Genomic DNA, 18,773 nt, shown 5'->3' with positions numbered 1-18,773 from the left:
TTTCTCCGCCCTTCCCTGCTTATGACCTTGGGCAAAGCCTATGGCTTCATGGTTTCCGAAAGGTTAACGCGCTTATGACTCAACAGATCGTCACCCGCTTCGCCCCCTCGCCCACGGGGTATCTGCATATCGGGGGCGCGCGCACGGCGCTTTTCAACTGGCTTTACGCGCGTGGCCGCGGCGGCAAGTTCCTGCTGCGCATCGAGGATACCGACCGCGAACGGTCCACGCCCGAGGCGACGGCAGCGATTCTGAAGGGGCTGGCCTGGCTGGGCCTGGACTGGGACGGCGAGGCGGTCAGCCAGTTCGAGGGCCGCGACCGCCATGCCGAGGTGGCGCGCGAAATGCTGGCCCGTGGCGGTGCCTACAAGTGCTTTTCCACGCAAGAGGAAATCGAAGCCTTCCGCGAATCTGCCCGGGCCGCGGGCAAGTCGACCCTGTTCCAAAGCCCCTGGCGCGATGCCGACCCCGCCACCCACCCCGACGCGCCCTGTGTGATCCGCCTGAAGGCCCCGCGCGCGGGCGTCACGGTGATCCAGGACCAGGTGCAGGGCGACGTGACCTTCCGCAACGACCAGCTGGACGACATGGTTTGTTTACGGTCTGATGGTACGCCCACCTACATGCTGGCTGTTGTTGTGGATGACCATGACATGGGCGTGACCCATGTGATCCGGGGGGATGACCACCTGACCAATGCCGCGCGGCAGGTGCAGATCTATCACGCGATGGGCTGGGACGTGCCGGTTTTCGCGCATATTCCGCTGATTCACGGCCCCGACGGCAAGAAACTGTCCAAGCGCCACGGTGCCGTGGGGCTGGAAGAATATCAGGTGATGGGCTACCCCGCCGCCGGGATGCGCAATTATCTGTGCCGCCTGGGCTGGAGCCACGGGGACGACGAATTCTTCACCGATGCCCAGGCCCGCGACTGGTTCGACCTGTCGGGAATCGGTCGCGCGCCGGCGCGGCTGGACTTCAAGAAACTGGAAAACATCTGCGGCCAGCATATCGCGGCGATGGACGATGCCGCCCTGGTTGCCGAGATTGAGGGCTATCTGGCCGCCGCCGGCCAGCCCGCGTTGCGCGCGGCGCAGCGCGACGGGCTGGGGCGCGCCATGTATTGCCTGAAGGATCGTGCCAAGACCTTCCCGGAACTGCTTGAAAAGGCACATTTCGTTCTGGCAGACCGGCCGCTGGATCTGGATGAGCGGGCCGCCCGGGCGCTGGACCCGGTATCCCGTGGTATACTGGCAGAATTGACGCCGCAGCTGCAAGATGCTAGCTGGTCACGCGAAGAGCTGGAGGCTGTCGTGCAGCGGGTTGCAGAGGCGCATGGGACGGGTCTGGGAAAACTGGCCGCCCCCCTGCGCGCCGCCGTTGCCGGACGCTCGGTCACCCCCAGCGTGTTCGACATGATGCTTGTGCTTGGCCGCGCCGAAACGCTGGCCAGATTGAACGACCAGGCGGCCTGAGGCCCGACCGCCTTATCCGGTCCCCCGGAAAAGACCCCCCGGCGCGGCCCAGCCGGACGACAGGAAAGGGATTTACATGGCAGAAAAGAACAGATCCGCCACGCTGATGCTGGACAACAAAAGCTACGACCTGCCCATCATGTCGCCGACCGCCGGGCCGGATGTGCTGGATATCCGCAAGCTTTACGGTCAGGCCGATGTCTTCACCTTCGATCCCGGTTTCACCTCGACCGCGTCCTGCGAATCCGCGATCACCTATATCGACGGCGACACGGGCGTACTGCTGCACCGCGGCTATCCGATCGAACAGCTGGCGCATCATTCGCACTATCTGGAAGTCTGCTATCTGCTGCTGAACGGCGAACTGCCGAACCGCCAGCAGATGGAGGATTTCGAAAACCGCATCACCCGCCACACGATGCTGCACGAACAGATCCATTATTTCTTCCGCGGGTTCAGGCGCGACAGCCACCCGATGGCGACGATGGTGGGCGTGGTCGGCGCGCTGTCGGCCTTTTATCATGACAGCCTTGACATCAACGATCCCTGGCACCGTGAGGTCGCCGCGATCCGCATGATCGCCAAGCTGCCCACGATCGCGGCGATGGCCTATAAATATTCGATCGGCCAGCCCTTCGTCTATCCGCGCAACGATCTGGATTACGCGTCCAACTTCCTGCACATGTGTTTCTCGGTCCCGGCCGAGGAATACAAGGTTCAGCCCGCGCTTGCCAAGGCGATGGACCGGATCATGATGCTGCATGCCGACCACGAACAGAATGCGTCGACCTCGACCGTGCGTCTGGCGGGATCGTCGGGGGCCAACCCGTTCGCCTGCATCGCGGCCGGTATCGCCTGTCTCTGGGGGCCGGCGCATGGCGGCGCCAACCAGGCCTGCCTGGAAATGCTGCGCGAAATCGGCACCGTGGACCGCATCCCCGAATTCGTCGCCCGCGCCAAGGACAAGAACGATCCCTTCCGCCTGATGGGCTTTGGCCACCGGGTCTACAAGAACTTCGACCCGCGCGCCACGGTGATGAAGGAATCCGCCGATGAGGTGCTGGGCCTTCTGGGGGTGGACAACAACCCCATCCTGCAGGTCGCCAAGGAACTGGAACGGATCGCGCTGGAGGATGAATATTTCGTCTCGAAAAAGCTGTATCCGAACGTCGATTTCTACTCGGGCATCATTCTTGAGGCGATGGGCTTCCCCACCTCGATGTTCACGCCGATCTTCGCGCTGTCGCGCACGGTGGGCTGGATTTCGCAATGGAAAGAGATGATCGACGATCCGCAGCTGAAGATCGGCCGCCCGCGCCAGCTTTATACCGGCCCGGCCAAGCGCGACTATCAGGATGTGGACAAGCGCTAAGGATTGCGCCCATCCTTGAAGGGGCCGGGGGAAACCCCGGCCCCTTTTCGTATACCCCGCAGTACCGCCCCCGCAGCACCGCCAGGGCACCCACCCCGCAGGATCCCCCCGATGACCGACGCCCCGATCCGCTTTCGACCGCATCATTTCCTGTGCGCCCTGGGCTTTGAGGGTAAGGGCTATTCCGAAGACTTCACCGCGAACATGGCCGCGATCGTTGACGCCCGGCTGCGGGCGTCCGGCGGGGGCGACGTTCGGATCGAGGTGACGGCCACGGCCGATGCGATCTGCGCCCCCTGCCCGTCCCGCCGGGGCGCGGGCTGCGCAAGCGGGGACCGGATCGCACGACTGGATGCGGCCCATGCCAGGGCCCTGCACCTGGCCCCCGGGGACCGGATCAGCTGGGCCGAGGCGCAGGCGCGGATGCGGGCCCTGCCGCCGGGCATCCTGCAAGATATCTGCGCGCCCTGTCAGTGGCTGGCGCTTGGCATGTGCGAAGCGGCGCTGGCGCGGCTGCAGTCGCAAAACTGAAAACGCCGCCCCGGGGGGGGCGGCGCCTGTCTGACGTCTGGCGTTTCGCTGGCGTGGCGGTTCAGCCGCGGCGCGCCTTCAGGACGTTCCAGCCGCCGGCCACGATCAGCGCGGCCAGAACCGCCTTGACCACATCGCCCGCCAGGAAGGGCAGCATCCAGCCCGCCATCAGATCGGGCACCGACTTGCCCATCACCAGCGCGGGCCAGGCCAGGCCCGGCAGATACAGCACCGCCGAGGCGACCAGCGCCGCCGCCGACAGGCCCAGCACCGATTTCACGCCGCGATCCGAGGCAAACCCCACCACCGCGACCATCGCGAGAAAGCCGAACAGGAAGCCTGCCGTCGGCCCGGCCAGCGCCGCCGCCGAGGCGCCGCCCGCAAAGACCGGCAGCCCCGAGGCGCCCTGCATCAGCCAGGCGGCAACCGTCGCCAGCCCCATGCGCGCGCCCATGGTCATGCCGATGGTCAGAATCGCCAGCGTCTGCAGCGTCATCGGCACCGGAAACATCGGAACCGACACCTGCGAGGCCGCCGCGATCAGGAAGGAACCGCCCAGCACCATCGCGGCGCGGGTGGCAAGCGTCTGAGAGGGCACAAGGGCCTTCGAAAGCGTCATGGATCGGACCTTTCCACTGAAATCCATCTTGCGCGCACTTTTGCCGCATGGCGGTCGCTTGTCAACGTCGCAGCGCGGCGGATGCGCGATGTTGCAAAGGCTTTTCCCATGCCTTGCGCAAATTTGCAAATCCTGCGGCACCCCTGCCCCCCCCCGCGCGCTCTGGCCGCAGGCGGGGGCGCGGGGCGGCCCTTGCGCGCGCGGCAAAGCTGTGCAAATTCCCTGTCATGAGCACGCCCCAGACCCCCCCGCATGTCACCCCCCCGATCGCCCTTGTCACCGGCGCCTCGCGCGGGCTTGGCGCGGCATTAAGCGAGGCGCTGGCCCGTGCCGGCTGGCATGTGATGGCGGTCGCGCGCACCACCGGCGCGCTGGAGGAACTGGATGACAGGATCCAGGCCGCCGGCGGGCGCGCCAGCCTGGCACCGATGGATGTGACCGATCCCGAGGCGATGAAGCATCTGGCGCAATCGGTTGCCGCGCGCTGGGGCGGGGTTCAGCTGTGGGCGCATTGCGCGATCCACGCCGCGCCGCTGGCGCCCGCGTCCCATATCGATGCCAAGGACATGGCGAAATCCATCGCCACCAATGTCGCAGCCACCGCGACCCTGATCCCGCTGATCGAGCCGCTGCTGCGCGCGGGCAGCGGCACCGCCATGTTCTTTGACGATGACCACGCGGGTGAGAAATTCTTTGGCGCCTATGGCGCGACCAAGACCGCGCAGATCGCATTGGCGCGCAGCTGGCAGGCCGAAACGGCCAGGGTCGGCCCGCGCGTGCTGATCGACCGGCCCGCGCCGATGCCCACCGCGACGCGGGCGCGTTTCTTCCCCGGCGAAGACCGCGCGCCGCTGGCCGACCCGCATACCGAGGCCCGCCGTATCCTGACGCTGCTGTGATCCGCGCGGGCGGCCAGATTTCGTCGCCCCGCCCCGCCGGATTGCTTTACGCCCCCCGGCCCGCGCGCTAAGCAGGATCAAACGGTCTGTGCCAACGCGGGGAAGCATGCGAATTCTCATCACCAATGACGACGGGATCAATGCACCGGGCCTTGAGGTTCTGACCCGGATCGCAACCGAAATCGCCGGCCCCGCGGGCGAGGTCTGGACCGTTGCCCCCGCCTTTGAACAATCGGGCGTGGCCCACGCCATCAGCTACACCCATCCGATGATGATCGCCAAGCTGGGCGAGCGGCGCTATGCCGCCGAGGGCAGCCCCGCCGATTGCGTTCTGGCGGGCCTCTATGAGGTGTTGCAGGGCGCGCGCCCCGATCTGGTGCTGTCGGGCGTCAACCGGGGCAACAATTCGGGCGAAAACGCCATGTATTCCGGCACGCTGGGCGGCGCGATGGAGGCCGCTTTGCAAGGCGTTCCGGCGATTGCGCTGTCACAGTTCCTGGGGCCGCGGACGCAGGAACTGGCCGATCCGTTCGAGGCCGCGCGGGTGCATGGCGTGGGCGTCGTGCGCGCGCTTCTGGATCGCGGCATCTGGGATGAGGGTGATTACCGCTGTTTCTACAACGTCAATTTCCCGCCGGTTCCGGCCGCCGATGTCAAGGGCCACCGGGTCGCGGCGCAGGGTTTCCGGCGCGAGACCTTCTTTGGCGTCGAACCGCATATCTCGCCCTCGGGGCGCAAATTCCTGTGGATCAAGGGCGGGCCGCAACACCTGCCAGGCGCGCCGGGCACGGATGTGGCGGTGAACCTGGAAGGCTATGTCGCGATCACACCGATGCGCGCGGATCTGACGGCGCATGACCTGCTGGCCGATCTGACGGCACGGCTGGCATGACCGAGGGCGCGCCAGAGAAGGCCAGCATCGCCGAACGCAAGATGCGCTTTCTCTTCGCGCTGCGTTCAAAGGGGGTGACGGATGCGCGCGTGCTGTCGGCGATGGAACGGGTCGACCGTGGTCCCTTTGTCAAGGGCATCTTCGCCGAACGCGCCTATGAGGACATGCCCCTGCCGATTGCCTGCGGGCAGACGATTTCCCAGCCCTCGGTCGTGGGGCTGATGACGCAGGCGCTGCAGGTGGGGCCGCGCGACACGGTGTTGGAAATCGGCACCGGCTCGGGCTATCAGGCGGCGATCCTGGCGGGGCTGGCGCGGCGCGTCTATACCGTCGACCGCCACCGCCGCCTGGTGCGCGAGGCCGAGGCGCTGTTTCGCAGCCTGCATCTGAGCAACATCACCGCGCTGGCAATCGACGGGTCGCACGGTCTGCCCGAACAGGCGCCGTTTGATCGTATCATCGTGACCGCCGCCGCCGAGGACCCGCCCGGCCCGCTCTTGGCGCAGTTGAAGATCGGGGGTATCATGGTGCTTCCCGTTGGCCAGTCCGACACGGTGCAAAGCCTGATCCGCGTGCGGCGCCTGGAAACGGGATATGATTATGAAGAATTGCGCCCGGTGCGCTTTGTCCCGCTTGTCGAAGGCATGGCGAACGACTGACCCCCGGACACGATCTGAAAAGGCCCGGCCACAGGGCCAGACGGAACAAGGAATGAGGAACGAGCCGATGATCCACACCCTGCCCGCCCGCCTGCGCCACGGCCTGATCCTTGGGGCAAGCGCGCTTGCGCTGGCCGCCTGCGAACCCGATGGCAGCTTCGATGGCGATCTGCGGCATTTCGGGCGCACCGGCTTTGACACGTCGGCTGCGGCCCGGCAGGCCACCGCGGCGCGGCCCGCCCCCGATGCGCGCGGCGTGATTTCCTATCCGACCTATCAGGTGGCCGTGGCCAATCAGGGCGACAGCGTCACCACCATCGCCGCGCGGGTGGGACTGAATGCCGAAGAGCTGGCCCGCTACAATGCGCTGCGCCCCGAAACCACGCTGAACCGCGGCGAAATCCTGGCACTGCCACGACGCGTCACCGAACCCGTCGCCGGCAGCACAACGCCCGGGGCGATCGGGGGCGAACGGATCGACATCACCTCGATCGCATCGACGGCGATCGACCGCGCCACCGGCACGCAAAGCCCGCCCCCCGCGCCCGCCGCCCCGGCCGGGCCCGAGCCCACGCGCCACAAGGTCGCCCGCGGCGAAACCGCCTATTCCATCGCGCGCTATTACAATGTCAACGTCCGCGCACTGGCCGACTGGAACGGCCTGCCCGCCGACATGAGCGTGCGGGAAGGCCAGTATCTGATGATCCCGGTCGCCGCTGCGGCCCCGCCCGCGACCGCCAGCGCCAGCGCGCCGGGCGCAGGATCGGCAACGCCGACGCCGCCTTCGGCCGCCATGCCCCTGCCCGCAGAAACGCCCCCCGCCGCCGCCACCCCGACCGCGACGCCCCCGGCCCCCGATCTGGGTGCCACGCGTACCCAGGCCTCGGCCACGGGCAAGATGCAGATGCCGGTTCAGGGCGCGATCATCCGGCCCTATGTGAAAAAGAAAAACGACGGGGTCGACATTGCCGCTGCCCCCGGAACGCCCGTAAAGGCCGCCGAGGCCGGCACCGTCGCCGCCATCACCAAGGATACCGGGCAGGTGCCGATCCTGGTGCTGCGCCATGACAACGGGCTGCTGACGGTCTATGCAAATATCGACGCCCCCACCGTCGCAAAAGGCGCCCGCGTCAGCCGCGGCCAGACCATCGCCAAGGTTCGCGCCAGCGACCCTGGCTTCCTGCATTTCGAGGTGCGCGACGGGTTTGAAAGCGTCGATCCGATGAAATATCTGCAATAGCCCCGGTGCACATCGCCGGTTGCCCAATGAAAACGGCCCCTGCGGGGGCCGTTTTTCATCGTCCGGCCTGGCCTATAGCGCGATGCCGCGCCGGCCGGCCAGATCGGTGAAATACTGCCAGGCGACCCGGCCCGAACGCGCCCCGCGCGTTGCCTGCCATTCGATCGCCTCGGCGCGCAGATCCTCGGGCGAGATGTCCACACCATAGGCCGCGCAATAGCCCGCGATCATCGCCAGGAATTCATCCTGCCCGCAGGGGTGAAAGCCCAGCCACAGGCCGAACCTGTCCGACAGCGATACTTTTTCCTCAACCGCCTCGGACGGGTTGATCGCGCTGGAACGTTCATTCTCGATCATGTCGCGCGGCATCAGATGGCGACGGTTCGAGGTGGCATAAAAGATCACATTCGACGGCCGCCCCTCGATCCCGCCATCCAGTACCGCTTTCAGCGATTTGTAATGCTGGTCATCGTGGCTGAAGGACAGGTCGTCGCAGAACAGAACAAAACGTTTGCCGTCCGCCGCGCGCAGATGGCCCAGCAGCCGCCCGACCGAGGGCAAATCCTCGCGCGCCAGTTCGACCAGCTTCAGCGTCAGCCCACGGGCCAGAACCTCGGCATGGACCGCCTTGACCAGCGAGGATTTTCCCATCCCGCGCGCACCCCACAGCAGCGCATTGTTGGCCGCAGCCCCGCGCGCGAATTGCAGCGTATTGGCCAGCAGCGTGTCGCGCGCCCGGTCGATACCGCGCAACAGCCGCAGATCGACGCGGTTGACCTGTGCCACCGGGGCCAGCTGTTCGGGCGCACTGTGCCAGACAAAGGCCTGCGCCGCCGAAAAATCCGGCGCGGCCAGGGGGGCGGGCGCAAGCCGTTCCAGCGCGGCGGCGATCCGGTCCAGCGGGTCGGTCATTTCGCGGCCCCTTCGTCCTCGTCCTCTTCGACCCACAGGCCTTCGGCGCGCAGCCGCGCCTCACGCGCCTTTTCGATGCGGCGGACCAGGAAGATCGAGATTTCATAAAGCGGGTAGACCGCGCCAAACAGGATCAGCTGGGTGACGACATCGGGCGGGGTGACCAGCGCGGCCACACCCAGGATCAGCACGATGGCATATTTGCGCATCCCCCCCAGCCCCCTGGCCGACACCAGCCCCGCCTTGCCCATCAGCGTCAGCAGCACCGGAAGCTGGAAGCACAGCCCGAAGGCAATGATCATCTTGAGAGAAATATCCAGTGTTTCATTGACCTTGCCCTGGAACACGATCGAGATGCCTTCGCTGGGTGCTGGCGGTTCGGTCACGGGGGCGTCGGACAGGGTGGGCAGGATCGCGCTGACGATGGACGACGCATCGGCGAAGCCCAGGAAAAAGCCCATGGCCAGCGGCGTCACCACATAATGGGCAAAGGTCGCCCCCACCAGAAACAGCAGAGGGGACGAAACCAGGAACGGCAGGAAAGCCGATTTTTCGCTGCGATACAGGCCGGGCGCGATGAAGCGCCACAGCTGATAGCCGATCACCGGGAAGGACAGCACAAGCCCCCCCACCATGGAAATGCGGATCAGCGTGAAGAAATATTCCTGTGGCGCGGTATATTGCATCACCGGGTTGGGGTCGCCCAGATCGCGCATGGTCTGTTCGATTGGCCCCAGCAAAAAGTTCAGAATCGGTTCCGCCGCGGCAAAGCACAGCACCATGGCACCGATGAAGGCACTGACCGACCAGATCAGCCGCTTTCTCAATTCGGCAAGATGCTCGATCAGCGGGGCGGCGGTGTCGTCGATCTCATCCTTCGCGCTCATGCGTCACCCTTCTTGGCGGGGCTTTTCCGGGTCGCTGCCCTGGCCGCAGGTTTGGCCGCATCTTTCGCGGCGGCCTTGGCGGGGGCAGCCTCGGATTTCGGGGCCTTTGGCTTGGTGGTCCGGGGGGTTTTGGGCTTTGCTACGGCGGGTTTTGGCGCGGCGGGTTTCGCCGCATCCGCTGCGGGCGCGGCGGCGGCGGGATCGGGGCTGGCGCCCGCGGCCTCGGCCTTGCCGGGCAGCTTGGGTTCCCATTTCTCGAACTTGGACGCGGCGTCTTCCAGCGCATCCAGCCCCAGCGATTTTTTCGACGCCAGTCCTTTCAGATCCTTGAGATCGCTGGCTGCCTCTTTCAGGCCGCTGTCACTGGCCGCGTCTTCCATTGCCCGCGAAAATTCGCGCGCCATCCCGCGCGCACGCGCGGTGAACCGGCCCAGCGTGTGGAACATGCCGGGCAGATCCTTTGGCCCCACCACGATCAGCGCAACGACGCCGATCACGAGAAGCTCGCTCCAACCGATATCGAACATGGGTTCCCTGGCCTCCGGCCCGGATCAAGGCCCCGGCGGGGCCGGCAGGTTCAGACCTTGTCTTTGTCGTTTTCGGGCGTCACGTCGCGGGCTGCCTGCGCCGAGGCATCCTCGATTTCCTGACCGCCATCCTTGACGCCCTTCTTGAAGGCGGTGATGCCCTTGCCGACCTCACCCATCAACGAGGAAATCTTGCCGCGGCCGAAAAGCACCAGCACCACGATCGCGATGAGCAGAAGGCCGGGAAGGCCGATGTTGTTGAGCATGTCATTCTCCTCCGACGGCGGGATCAGGCCCGCGTCAAACATAACCCCTCATTTATGACCTCTCGCGCGCCGATCAAAGCCCCTTCGGCCGCTTCGGGCGATATTTTTCCATCCCACCCGCTGGCAGGCGCGGCCTGGCGGGGCTAGGCTGCGCCCATCGCAACCGGAGGGATCATGGCCGCCGCCGACTATCTGACCGCCTTTGTCACGCTGTTCGTGGTCATGGACCCGATCGGCCTTGCACCGCTGTTCATCGCGCTGACGCAAGGCATCGACGTGCGCGCGCGGCTGCGCATGGGGCTGCGCGCGGTGCTGATCGCGGCGGTGCTGCTGACGCTGTTCGGGCTTTTGGGCGACAAGCTGCTGGGGGCGATCGGCATTTCCATGCCGGCCTTCCGCATCGCCGGCGGGGTGCTTTTGTTCCTGACCGCGCTGGACATGCTGTTCGAACGCCGCACCCAGCGCCGCGAGGGGCAGCACCCCGAACCGACCCATGATCCCTCGGTCTTTCCGCTGGCGACCCCGCTGATCGCGGGGCCCGGGGCGATGGCCACGATGATCCTTCTAGCCGGGGCGCCGGGGGCGGATCTGACCCATGTGGTGCTGGTGCACGGGGTGATGTTTGCGGTGCTGGGCTGCGTTCTGGCGATGTTCTGGCTTGCCACCCCGATCGAGCGCGCGCTGGGGCGCACCGGCACGATGGTCGTGACGCGGCTCTTGGGGATGCTGCTGGCGGCGCTGTCGATCCAGTTCATTCTGGATGGCCTGCGCGGCGCGGGGGGCTTTGCGGGCGCCGGGGCATGACATCGGCGCACGCGATACCTATATCGCAGACACCGGCATCGCAGACAGGGGAATGATGATCCGATGTCCGATGATACCTTTGCCCGCCTGATCTATCTGTCGCTGCTGTTTCTGGCGGTGGGCGGCTATCTTCTGGCCGAACTGCGCCGCAAACCCGGCCGCGCGCTGCAGCAGATGGCCGTCTGGGGGCTGATCTTTCTGGGCGTGATCGGTGCCGCGGGCCTGTGGCAGGATCTGCGCCACGACCTGATGCCGCGCCAATCCGCGATCGGCGACAACCGGATCGAGGCACCGCTGGCCGCCGATGGCCATTACTATCTGACCGCCGGGGTGAATGGCGTTCCGGTGCGCTTTGTCGTCGATACCGGGGCCAGCGACATCGTGCTGACGCGGCGCGATGCCGAACGCGCGGGCATTGCCACGGCGGGGCTGGCCTTCATCGGGCAGGCACAGACCGCCAATGGCCTGGTCGCCACCGCGCCGGTACGGCTGGACAGCCTGACGCTGGGCCCCATCCATGACCAGAACCTGCGCGCGGTGGTCAATGGCGGGCAGATGGATACCTCGCTTCTGGGCATGGCCTATCTGACGCGCTTTGCCCGGGTGGAATTCAGCCGCGACCGGCTGGTGCTGGAACGCTGATCGCGGCCTAGATCCAGTCCTTCCACTTGAAAAACGCCCAGGTGCCCACCGCCGAGGCCAGCATCAGCCCCAGCGTGACCGGATAGCCCCAGGGATGGGCCAGTTCCGGCATGCGCGCGAAATTCATCCCATAGATCGAGGCGATCAGCGTCGGCGGCACGAAGGGCGCGGCCACCACCGTCACCAGCCGCACCGTATTGTTCTGCACCAGGTTGATCATCCCCAGCGTCGCATCGACATTCAGCGACAGCCGCGCAGACAGGAAATCGCCATGTTCGTTCAGCGAACGGATATCGCGCATCTGGCCTTCGACAATGGCGCGCAGTTCTTTGCCCTGCGCGCGCGGGGCCAGCGTCTGGGCAAAGAAGGACAAGGCGCGTTCCAGCGTCAGCAGCGCCAGCCGGACCCGGCCCAGAACCTCACCCTGCTGGCCGATCTTTTCCAGCGCCGCCTGCAACTGCCCCGATCTCTGCCCCCGCCCGCCCAGAACCGCGCTGGACACCGCATCAAGCGCCCGGCCCACCCCTTCCAGGATATCGGCCAGACGGGCGACGATTTCCTCGATCAGCCCCATGAAGATCTGCCCGGCCCCCGCGGTGCCCGCGGCCGATCGGTCCGCGCGCAAAGGAAACGTGTCAAACGACCGCGGCGCATGGTGGCGCACCGTGACAAGCCGCCCCTCGGTCAGGATGAAACTGACCGGGCCCGCGACCTGCCGGTCATCGGGGGCCCGGCCCGGCAGGACCACGGTCATCACATCGGCCCCCGATTCGCGGTAAAGCCGGTTGGAAATCTCGATCTCTTCCATGTCGGCCAGGCTTGGCACCTCAACCCCCAGCCGCGCCAGTGCGGCCACCTCATCGGGGGCAGGCGCCTGCAGGTCGATCCAGACCGCGGCGGCCGGATCGGCGGCGGGGTCCAGGCGAATCAGGCCGCCGGGGCCGGAACTGTAACAGTGCATCATCGTATTCCCCCTGCAGGGACAGGTTCTGCCCCTTAGGCCATGTCCGTCCCGCCCCCGTCAAGCGGGCCGCCCGCGACCGGCGCCCAACAAAACCCGGATGCCGACATATTCCCGCCCCAATGCCCTGCAAGACAAAACACAGATGCACCTGGGGGATCGCTATGACTCTGATATCGCTGATGTCCTTCGACATGCTTGCGCTTGCCGTGCTGGCCGCCGCGCTGGCGCTTGAGGCCCGCGCCGCGCGCCGCCCGGCACAGCGCGCCCTGCGCCAAGCCCGCACCCCCGCGCCATAACCGCCGCGGCCTCACCCCCGGATCAGCACCGCCAGATCGGCAACATTCGTGCCGGTAGCCCCCGTCACCAGCAACGCGCCCCCCGCCGCCAGCGCGGGGTTCGAATCGTTGCGCGCCAACGCGGCCTGCGGATCGATGCCGGCCTGCCGCATCGCCGCCAGCGACCCCGGCCCGACGATGCCGCCCGCCGCCCCGGTCGGGCCGTCGCGCCCGTCGGTCCCACCCGACAGGAACAGCCAGCCCCCCGCGACCCCCGCCGCCTCGGCCGCCAGCGCCACCCGCAGCGCCAGTTCCTGATTGCGCCCGCCCAGACCATCGCCGGTCACACGCACCACCGTCTCGCCGCCAAAGACCAGCGCCTGACCCGGCCTCATCTCACCCAACAGCGCCACCAGACGCGGCGCCAGCGCGCCAACATCCCCCTCCAGCGCAAAGGGCCCGGCTGCGGCCCCCGCCGCAACCATCGCCGCCAGCGAAATCGCATTGGCCCCGACCAGACGATTGCGCGCCGCGACCGGCGCGGCCACCGCCGGCTCGGGGGCGGCAAGATGGGCGCGTGCCGCAGCGGGCAGACGATCCCAGATACCAAAGGCGCGGCACAGATCCGCCGCCGCAGCCCGGCTGCCGATCGGCGCCACCGTCGGCCCCGAGGCAATCACCCGCAGATCATCCCCCGGCACATCCGACAGGATCAGCGCGCTGATGGGCGCGGCACAGGCCCGCAGCCAGCCGCCCCCCTTCAGCCGGGACAGATGCTGGCGCACCAGATTCATCTGGGTGATATCGGCCCCCGACAGCAACAGCAGGCGGCTGACCTCGGCCTTGTCGGCCAGGCTCAGCCCCGCCACAGGCGCCACCGCCAGCGCCGATCCCCCGCCGGACACCAACGCCAGAACCCGGTCCGCCGGACCCGCCGCCGCCAGTCGCGCAAGGATCGCCTGCCCCGCCGCCGCGCTGCCCGCATCGGGCACCGGATGACCGCCCGCCAGCACCTCTGCCCCCGGCACCGGTCCGGCATTCTCGGGGTTGGTCACCACCAGCGCGGCCACCCCATCAGGCAAATGCCGCAGCGCCGCGCGCGCCATGGCACCCGCGGCCTTGCCAAGCGCCAGCACATGCCAGCGCCCGCCCGGCGCCGGTCCGTCAGCCAGAACCGCCGCCATCGCCGCATCCACCGCCCGCGCCGGGTCAGCCGCCGCCACGCCCGCGGCAAACAGCGCCCGCGCCCGCGCCTCCAATTCGTCTTGCAACCGCATCCCTCCGCCTGGAAAACCCCTGCCCTTCGGCTTTGCCCAAATATCCTCGGGGGGCGGCGGCCCCGCAAGGGGGCGCCCGGGGGGCAGACAGCCCCCCGCCCCGATCTCAGCCAAAAATGTCGGCGGTGATACCGGCGTACCAGCCCAGGCTTTCCTCATAGGTGGTCCGGCGCAGCGCCGCATCCTCGCCGGTCTGGCTGATGAAGCTTTCCACGCTGGCGATCTTTTCCGCGGTCGGCTCATAGCTGGCGCCGACCTTCACACCATCCTCGGGCGCGATCAGCGACCAGCAGGTGTTGGAATATTTCGCCGGAAAGGCACGCGATCCGGTCAGTTCCGCCCGGATCACCATCGCGGCGACCTTTGCCTGGCTGTTGGCGGAAAAGGCCGATTTCGGCATGTCACCCTGGGCGCTGGCATCGCCCAGCACAAAGACCGCCTCATCCAGGCGCGCGCGCATGTCCGCCGGACGCACCGGGGCCCAGTCGCCTTCGGTCACGCCGGCGATCTGTGCGATCGCGCCGGCCATCTGCGGCGGGATGACATTGCAGACATCGACCTTTTCCACCACGCCATCGGCCACCACTTCCATCGTCGCGGGCCGCACCTCCAGCGCGGTACCGCCCATGTCGGGGCCGATGCGGGTGATCATGCCGGGGTAATGCGTTTCCCACCCCTCTTCGAACAGCCCCTGTTTCGAGAAATTCTCTTTCGGATCAAAGACCAGGATCTTGGCGGTCGGGTTCACCTGGGTTAACAGATGCGCCACCATCGAGATCCGTTCATAAGGCCCGGGCGGGCAGCGATAGGGGTTGGGCGGGGCGATCATCGCAAAGGTGCCGCCTTCGGGCATCGCCTCGATCTGGGCGCGCAGCAATTGCACCTGCGCGCCGCCCTTGTAGGCATGGGGCATGACCTCGGCATCGGCCAGGCTCCATCCCGGCAAGGCGCCTTCCCTGAAGTCGATCCCCGGCGCGATCACCAGCCGGTCATAGGCCAGCGTCTCGCCCCCCCCGGTCGTGACCGTGCGGGCGGCCCGGTCCACCGCAACCGCCCGATCGCGCACCAACGTGATGCCGTAATCCGCGGCCAGCCGGTCATAGCGATGGGCCAGGCTGTCGAAATCACGAAAGCCGCCCAGATAAAGGTTTGAAAAGAAACAGGTGTGATAGACTTCGGACGGTTCGATCAGCACCACATCCAGCGCGCCCTGGCTATCCTTGGCCAGATAGCGCGCGCAGGTCGCCCCCCCGGCCCCGCCGCCGATCACCACCACCCGCGGCCTGCCCTGCGCGCGCGCCATGGGCGCGGCCAGGATCACCGTTCCGGCAGCCGCGCTGCCCAAAAAGTCGCGTCGCTTCATCTGCATCGGTTTTCCTCCCCTGAAATGCGGCGTCACTCCTCCAACGTCGCGAAATAGGCGGCCAGTGCGGCGATCTCATCATCCGACAGGCGCCCCGCCATCATCTGCATCACCGGATGCGGACGCAGCTTGCGCTTGTAAGCATGCATCGCGATGACGAAATCCTCAACCGGCCATTGCGTGATCGCGGGAATGCCCTGATCGGACCCGTCACGGCGGTGACAGGTCTGGCATTCGGCGGCCAGGTATTCGCCCCAGGCCGGATCACCCTGCAGCGCCAGCACATCAGCCGGCAGATCCAGTTCCAGCCGGCGCGCGGTGGGGGCGGCTTCGGGAATGTCCTGGGGACGGTCGGAATGGCTGCGCAGAAAGGCGATCAGATCGGCACGATCCTGCGGGTTCTTCAGCCCACGATAGGCCATGCGCGTCCCCGACACCAGGGCCTTGGGATTTTCGACATAGGCATCCAGCGTGCCCCAATTCCAGGTCAGCCCGTCCGCGCCCATGCGCGCCATGCTTTTGGAATAGGCAAAGCCCGCCACCGCCCCGGCCCGGCGGCCGAACAGGCCGCTCAGCGGCGGGCCGATGCGGACGCGCGCGCCCGCGCCGATTTCATGGCAGCCCTTGCACTGCGTCCAGAAGCCCGCGCCCCGGTCGGCATCGCCATAGGTTTCCGCCCGCGCGTCAGGCGGCACAAACGGGTCCGCGCCCGCGGGGAGCGCGGGCGCGAAGATCAGGCCGGCGAGCAGGAGGTAGACCCGCCAGCCCAAGGCTTACTCGGTGAACGTCGCCATATAGGCGATCAGCGCATCGATTTCGTCCTGCTTTTTCAGGCCCGCGAAGGACATCTTGTTCTTGGGAACAAAACCCTTGGGGTCCTGCATGTAGGCGGCGATGTTTTCCGGCGTCCAGACCAGACCGCCCTCGCCCGCAGCCACCATCGCCGGCGAGTATTTGTAGCCCTCGACCGTTGCGGCCGCGCGCCCGACGATGCCGTTCAGCACCGGGCCGGTGGCGTTCTTGGCGCCGTCGCCGACCTTGTGGCAGGCGGCACATTTCTTGAACACCTTTTCCCCCGCCTCGATCAGCGCCGGATCGGCCGCGGCCACCGCGGGTGCGGCTTCTTCGGCGGGTGCGGCTTCGGCGGTTTCCTCTGCCGGGGTTTCGGTCGCGGCGGGCTCGGCCGCCGGTTCCGCCGCTTCGGCCGGGGCGTCATCGTCGGGATCGCCCGGCGTCACATCCAGATTGGCCGCGTGCATGGTGATCTCGACCGTTTCCTTGCAGTTTTCCATGCAAGGTTCCTGCGAGAAGATCGGGTATTCCGTCTCGGCCCGGTCATCAAGGATGAAGCCGTCCGCATTGGGCAACACAACCTCGGTGAAGTTGTCCCTGGTCAGGACGAAATCGTCATCGACCAGATCGTTGGAATACAGAAGATAGGCCACGATCGCATAGACCTGATCGGGTTCCAGCGATTGCGCGTTGCCGAAGGGCATCGAGCGGTTCACATAGTCCCAGGCGGTCGACAGATGCGGCCAGTAGGACCCGATCGTCTTCAGCGGATCGTCATGGTCCAGCGTGCCCTGGCCGCCCGCAAGTTTCGGCCAGTTGTCCACGCCCTCGGCGAATTCGCCGTGGCAGACCGCGCAATATTCGGAAAACACCTCTTCCCCGTCCAGAACCGAGCCTGATCCTTCCGGCAGCCCGGTCCCGTCGGGCGAGACATCCAGATCCCAGGCCGCGATTTCCTCGGGCAGGGCCGCGCGGCCAAGGCCGAGTTTCCCGGCAAAGGCGGGGGCGGCCAGCGTGGTCAGAAGCGCCGTTCCGATCACCAGATTACGAAACTTCGACATTCTCCGCCTCCCCGTTCGCCTTGACCCACCAGGTCTGGATGCCGTTGTTGTGATAGACCGAATTCAGGCCGCGCACCTCGCGCAGCTGGGTCTTGGTGGGCTGGACATAGCCCGTTTCGTCAATGGCGCGCGATTGCAGCAGCATTTCCGACCCGTCCCAGACGTGGTCGAAATAGAACCGCGTCAGCGCCATGGATTGCCCCGGCGCGGCCAGGCGCGCCTGTTGCCAGGTCTTGCCGCCATCCAGCGACACATCGACCCGGCGGATCGCACCGCGGCCCGACCAGGCCAGACCCGTGATCACCAGCGGCCCCGGCCCATGCTTGATCGGCATCTGCGGCGAAGGCGCGGTGATGACGGATTTGGCATCCATCACCCAGGTCCATTTGCGCGCGGTGCCATTTTCCAGCGTGTCGGTGTATTTCGAGGTTTCCTCGCGGCTTTCCACCGCGTTTTCCGTGACCTCGATCCGGCGCAGCCACTTGACCCACATGTTGCCTTCCCAGCCCGGAACGACCAGGCGGACGGGATAGCCATGTTCCTTGCGCAACGCCTCGCCATTGGCCTTGAAGGCCACCAGGCAATCATCCAGCGCCTTTTCCAGCGGGATCGAGCGGCCGTTCGACGACGCATCCGCGCCCTCGACATAGACCCACTTGCCTTCCGCCTTCACACCCGCCTCGGCCAGCAATGTGCGCAGGCTGACCCCGGTATATTCCATGTTGTGGATCATGCCGTGGGTGAACTGCGACCCGTTCAGCTGGGCGCCCGCCCATTCCATGCCGGAATTGGCCGCGCATTCGCAGAAATAGGTACGGGTTTCGCGCGGGAAGCGTTCCAGGTCTTCGTAGGTGAAGACCAGCGGCTGATCGACCAGGCCGTTGATCATCAGCCGGTAATCTTCCTTGCGCAGCTCGATCGCGCCCGAATGGTGGCGTTCGAACGCGCAGCCCTGCGGGGTGATCGTGCCATCCAGCGCATGGATCGGCGTGAAGTTGATCGAGCTGATCGGGTCCGCCGTCAGCCAGGACACGGTGCGGCGCACCACGTCATCTTCGTATTTGACCGGCAGGCCGTATTTCACCACATCCACGCCATCGCCCAAGCCAGAGGCCCAGGGCTGCACCTCGGTGATCAGCGGGTCGGGCCCTTCGGCCCGGGCCGCGCCCGCCCCCGCCACCAGCGCGCCCGCGGCAGCGCCGGCACGCAGGAACCCGCGCCGACCCATGGCCAGCGCCGGGGCGTTCGAGCTTTCCTTCTCGTCCATCCTCATCTCCTTCATTTCCGTCCCTTGCGGGGGCATTCCCTGACCGCCG

General features: G+C 66.8%; 21 protein-coding genes. 10 read left to right on the top strand and 11 right to left on the bottom strand.

Annotated features, from left to right (window positions below; all coding sequences use genetic code 11):
* The first annotated feature begins 74 nt into the window (after positions 1–74).
* From gltX to ACK8OU_RS11190, 3 genes are all read left to right on the top strand, one after another.
* A complete protein-coding gene (gene gltX, locus ACK8OU_RS11200) occupies positions 75–1,475 on the top strand; it encodes a glutamate--tRNA ligase (RefSeq protein WP_410303508.1) in 1,401 nt (466 codons plus the stop codon).
* Between the two features lie 76 nt (positions 1,476–1,551).
* Positions 1,552–2,847 carry a citrate synthase gene (locus tag ACK8OU_RS11195; RefSeq protein ID WP_410303507.1) on the top strand — a complete coding sequence of 432 codons (1,296 nt, stop codon included), beginning with the start codon at positions 1,552–1,554 and terminating at the stop codon, positions 2,845–2,847.
* A gap of 111 nt (positions 2,848–2,958) precedes the next feature.
* A complete protein-coding gene (locus ACK8OU_RS11190; protein WP_410303506.1) occupies positions 2,959–3,378 on the top strand; it encodes a DUF1284 domain-containing protein in 420 nt (139 codons plus the stop codon).
* A gap of 61 nt (positions 3,379–3,439) precedes the next feature.
* On the opposite strand, the gene ACK8OU_RS11185 is transcribed toward ACK8OU_RS11190, so the two are convergent.
* Positions 3,440–3,997, bottom strand: a complete 558-nt coding sequence (locus tag ACK8OU_RS11185; RefSeq protein ID WP_410303505.1) for a biotin transporter BioY — start codon at positions 3,995–3,997, stop codon at positions 3,440–3,442.
* A 227-nt stretch (positions 3,998–4,224) separates the two neighbouring features.
* Here ACK8OU_RS11185 and ACK8OU_RS11180 point away from each other — a divergent pair, with 227 nt between their 5' ends.
* From ACK8OU_RS11180 to ACK8OU_RS11165, 4 genes are all read left to right on the top strand, one after another.
* The gene (locus ACK8OU_RS11180) at positions 4,225–4,896 is read left to right on the top strand and encodes an SDR family NAD(P)-dependent oxidoreductase (RefSeq protein ID WP_410303504.1); all 672 of its coding nucleotides are present in this window, start codon (positions 4,225–4,227) and stop codon (positions 4,894–4,896) included.
* A gap of 106 nt (positions 4,897–5,002) precedes the next feature.
* Positions 5,003–5,788, top strand: coding sequence for a 5'/3'-nucleotidase SurE (gene surE, locus ACK8OU_RS11175; protein ID WP_410303503.1), 786 nt, complete (start codon positions 5,003–5,005; stop codon positions 5,786–5,788).
* Positions 5,785–6,447, top strand: a complete 663-nt coding sequence (locus ACK8OU_RS11170; protein ID WP_410303502.1) for a protein-L-isoaspartate(D-aspartate) O-methyltransferase — start codon at positions 5,785–5,787, stop codon at positions 6,445–6,447. The genes surE and ACK8OU_RS11170 overlap by 4 nt, the downstream gene beginning before the upstream one ends.
* A gap of 67 nt (positions 6,448–6,514) precedes the next feature.
* A complete protein-coding gene (locus ACK8OU_RS11165; RefSeq protein WP_410303501.1) occupies positions 6,515–7,687 on the top strand; it encodes a peptidoglycan DD-metalloendopeptidase family protein in 1,173 nt (390 codons plus the stop codon).
* Between the two features lie 72 nt (positions 7,688–7,759).
* On the opposite strand, the gene ACK8OU_RS11160 is transcribed toward ACK8OU_RS11165, so the two are convergent.
* From ACK8OU_RS11160 to ACK8OU_RS11145, 4 genes are read right to left on the bottom strand one after another with little or no spacing between them, the layout of a single operon-like run.
* Positions 7,760–8,599, bottom strand: a complete 840-nt coding sequence (locus ACK8OU_RS11160) for an ATP-binding protein (RefSeq protein ID WP_410303500.1) — start codon at positions 8,597–8,599, stop codon at positions 7,760–7,762.
* Entirely contained in the window at positions 8,596–9,486 is an 891-nt protein-coding gene (gene tatC / locus ACK8OU_RS11155; RefSeq protein WP_410303499.1) for a twin-arginine translocase subunit TatC, read from the bottom strand. Before tatC ends, ACK8OU_RS11160 begins: the two co-directional genes overlap by 4 nt.
* Complete coding sequence (tatB, locus tag ACK8OU_RS11150; RefSeq protein ID WP_410303498.1) at positions 9,483–10,013, bottom strand: Sec-independent protein translocase protein TatB; 531 nt, start codon at positions 10,011–10,013, stop codon at positions 9,483–9,485. The genes tatC and tatB overlap by 4 nt, the downstream gene beginning before the upstream one ends.
* A 50-nt stretch (positions 10,014–10,063) precedes the next feature.
* Positions 10,064–10,279: a twin-arginine translocase TatA/TatE family subunit gene (locus ACK8OU_RS11145; protein ID WP_410303497.1), complete on the bottom strand. Its 216-nt coding sequence runs from the start codon at positions 10,277–10,279 to the stop codon at positions 10,064–10,066.
* Positions 10,280–10,453: 174 nt separating this feature from the next.
* Between ACK8OU_RS11145 and ACK8OU_RS11140 the strand changes: the two genes are divergently transcribed.
* Together ACK8OU_RS11140 and ACK8OU_RS11135 are read left to right on the top strand one after the other, a co-directional pair.
* On the top strand, positions 10,454–11,083 hold the full coding sequence (locus ACK8OU_RS11140; RefSeq protein WP_410303496.1) for a MarC family protein: 630 nt from the start codon (positions 10,454–10,456) through the stop codon (positions 11,081–11,083).
* A 63-nt stretch (positions 11,084–11,146) separates the two neighbouring features.
* Positions 11,147–11,725 (top strand): retropepsin-like aspartic protease family protein, encoded by a 579-nt coding sequence (locus tag ACK8OU_RS11135; protein WP_410303495.1) that lies wholly within the window; start codon positions 11,147–11,149, stop codon positions 11,723–11,725.
* Between the two features lie 7 nt (positions 11,726–11,732).
* Here the strand turns inward: ACK8OU_RS11135 and ACK8OU_RS11130 are convergent, their stop codons facing one another.
* Entirely contained in the window at positions 11,733–12,689 is a 957-nt protein-coding gene (locus ACK8OU_RS11130; RefSeq protein ID WP_410303494.1) for a magnesium transporter CorA family protein, read from the bottom strand.
* Positions 12,690–12,850: 161 nt separating this feature from the next.
* Between ACK8OU_RS11130 and ACK8OU_RS11125 the strand changes: the two genes are divergently transcribed.
* Positions 12,851–12,985 carry a hypothetical protein gene (locus ACK8OU_RS11125; protein ID WP_410303493.1) on the top strand — a complete coding sequence of 45 codons (135 nt, stop codon included), beginning with the start codon at positions 12,851–12,853 and terminating at the stop codon, positions 12,983–12,985.
* Positions 12,986–12,996: 11 nt separating this feature from the next.
* Here the strand turns inward: ACK8OU_RS11125 and ACK8OU_RS11120 are convergent, their stop codons facing one another.
* The 5 genes from ACK8OU_RS11120 to soxC all read right to left on the bottom strand — a co-directional run bounded on the left by ACK8OU_RS11120 (position 12,997) and on the right by soxC (position 18,724).
* On the bottom strand, positions 12,997–14,235 hold the full coding sequence (locus ACK8OU_RS11120; RefSeq protein ID WP_410303492.1) for a glycerate kinase type-2 family protein: 1,239 nt from the start codon (positions 14,233–14,235) through the stop codon (positions 12,997–12,999).
* Between the two features lie 112 nt (positions 14,236–14,347).
* Complete coding sequence (locus tag ACK8OU_RS11115) at positions 14,348–15,610, bottom strand: FCSD flavin-binding domain-containing protein (RefSeq protein ID WP_410303491.1); 1,263 nt, start codon at positions 15,608–15,610, stop codon at positions 14,348–14,350.
* A 26-nt stretch (positions 15,611–15,636) separates the two neighbouring features.
* The gene (locus tag ACK8OU_RS11110; RefSeq protein WP_410303490.1) at positions 15,637–16,299 is read right to left on the bottom strand and encodes a c-type cytochrome; all 663 of its coding nucleotides are present in this window, start codon (positions 16,297–16,299) and stop codon (positions 15,637–15,639) included.
* A gap of 78 nt (positions 16,300–16,377) precedes the next feature.
* Positions 16,378–17,457, bottom strand: a complete 1,080-nt coding sequence (locus tag ACK8OU_RS11105) for a c-type cytochrome (protein ID WP_410303489.1) — start codon at positions 17,455–17,457, stop codon at positions 16,378–16,380.
* The gene (gene soxC, locus ACK8OU_RS11100; RefSeq protein WP_410303488.1) at positions 17,441–18,724 is read right to left on the bottom strand and encodes a sulfite dehydrogenase; all 1,284 of its coding nucleotides are present in this window, start codon (positions 18,722–18,724) and stop codon (positions 17,441–17,443) included. The genes ACK8OU_RS11105 and soxC overlap by 17 nt, the downstream gene beginning before the upstream one ends.
* Positions 18,725–18,773: the final 49 nt, after the last annotated feature.

This window comes from Pontitalea aquivivens, from assembly GCF_046507575.1.
In the GTDB taxonomy this organism is placed as follows: Bacteria; Pseudomonadota; Alphaproteobacteria; order Rhodobacterales; family Rhodobacteraceae; genus Pontitalea; species Pontitalea aquivivens.
This window is presented reverse-complemented; position numbering and strand designations above follow the sequence as displayed.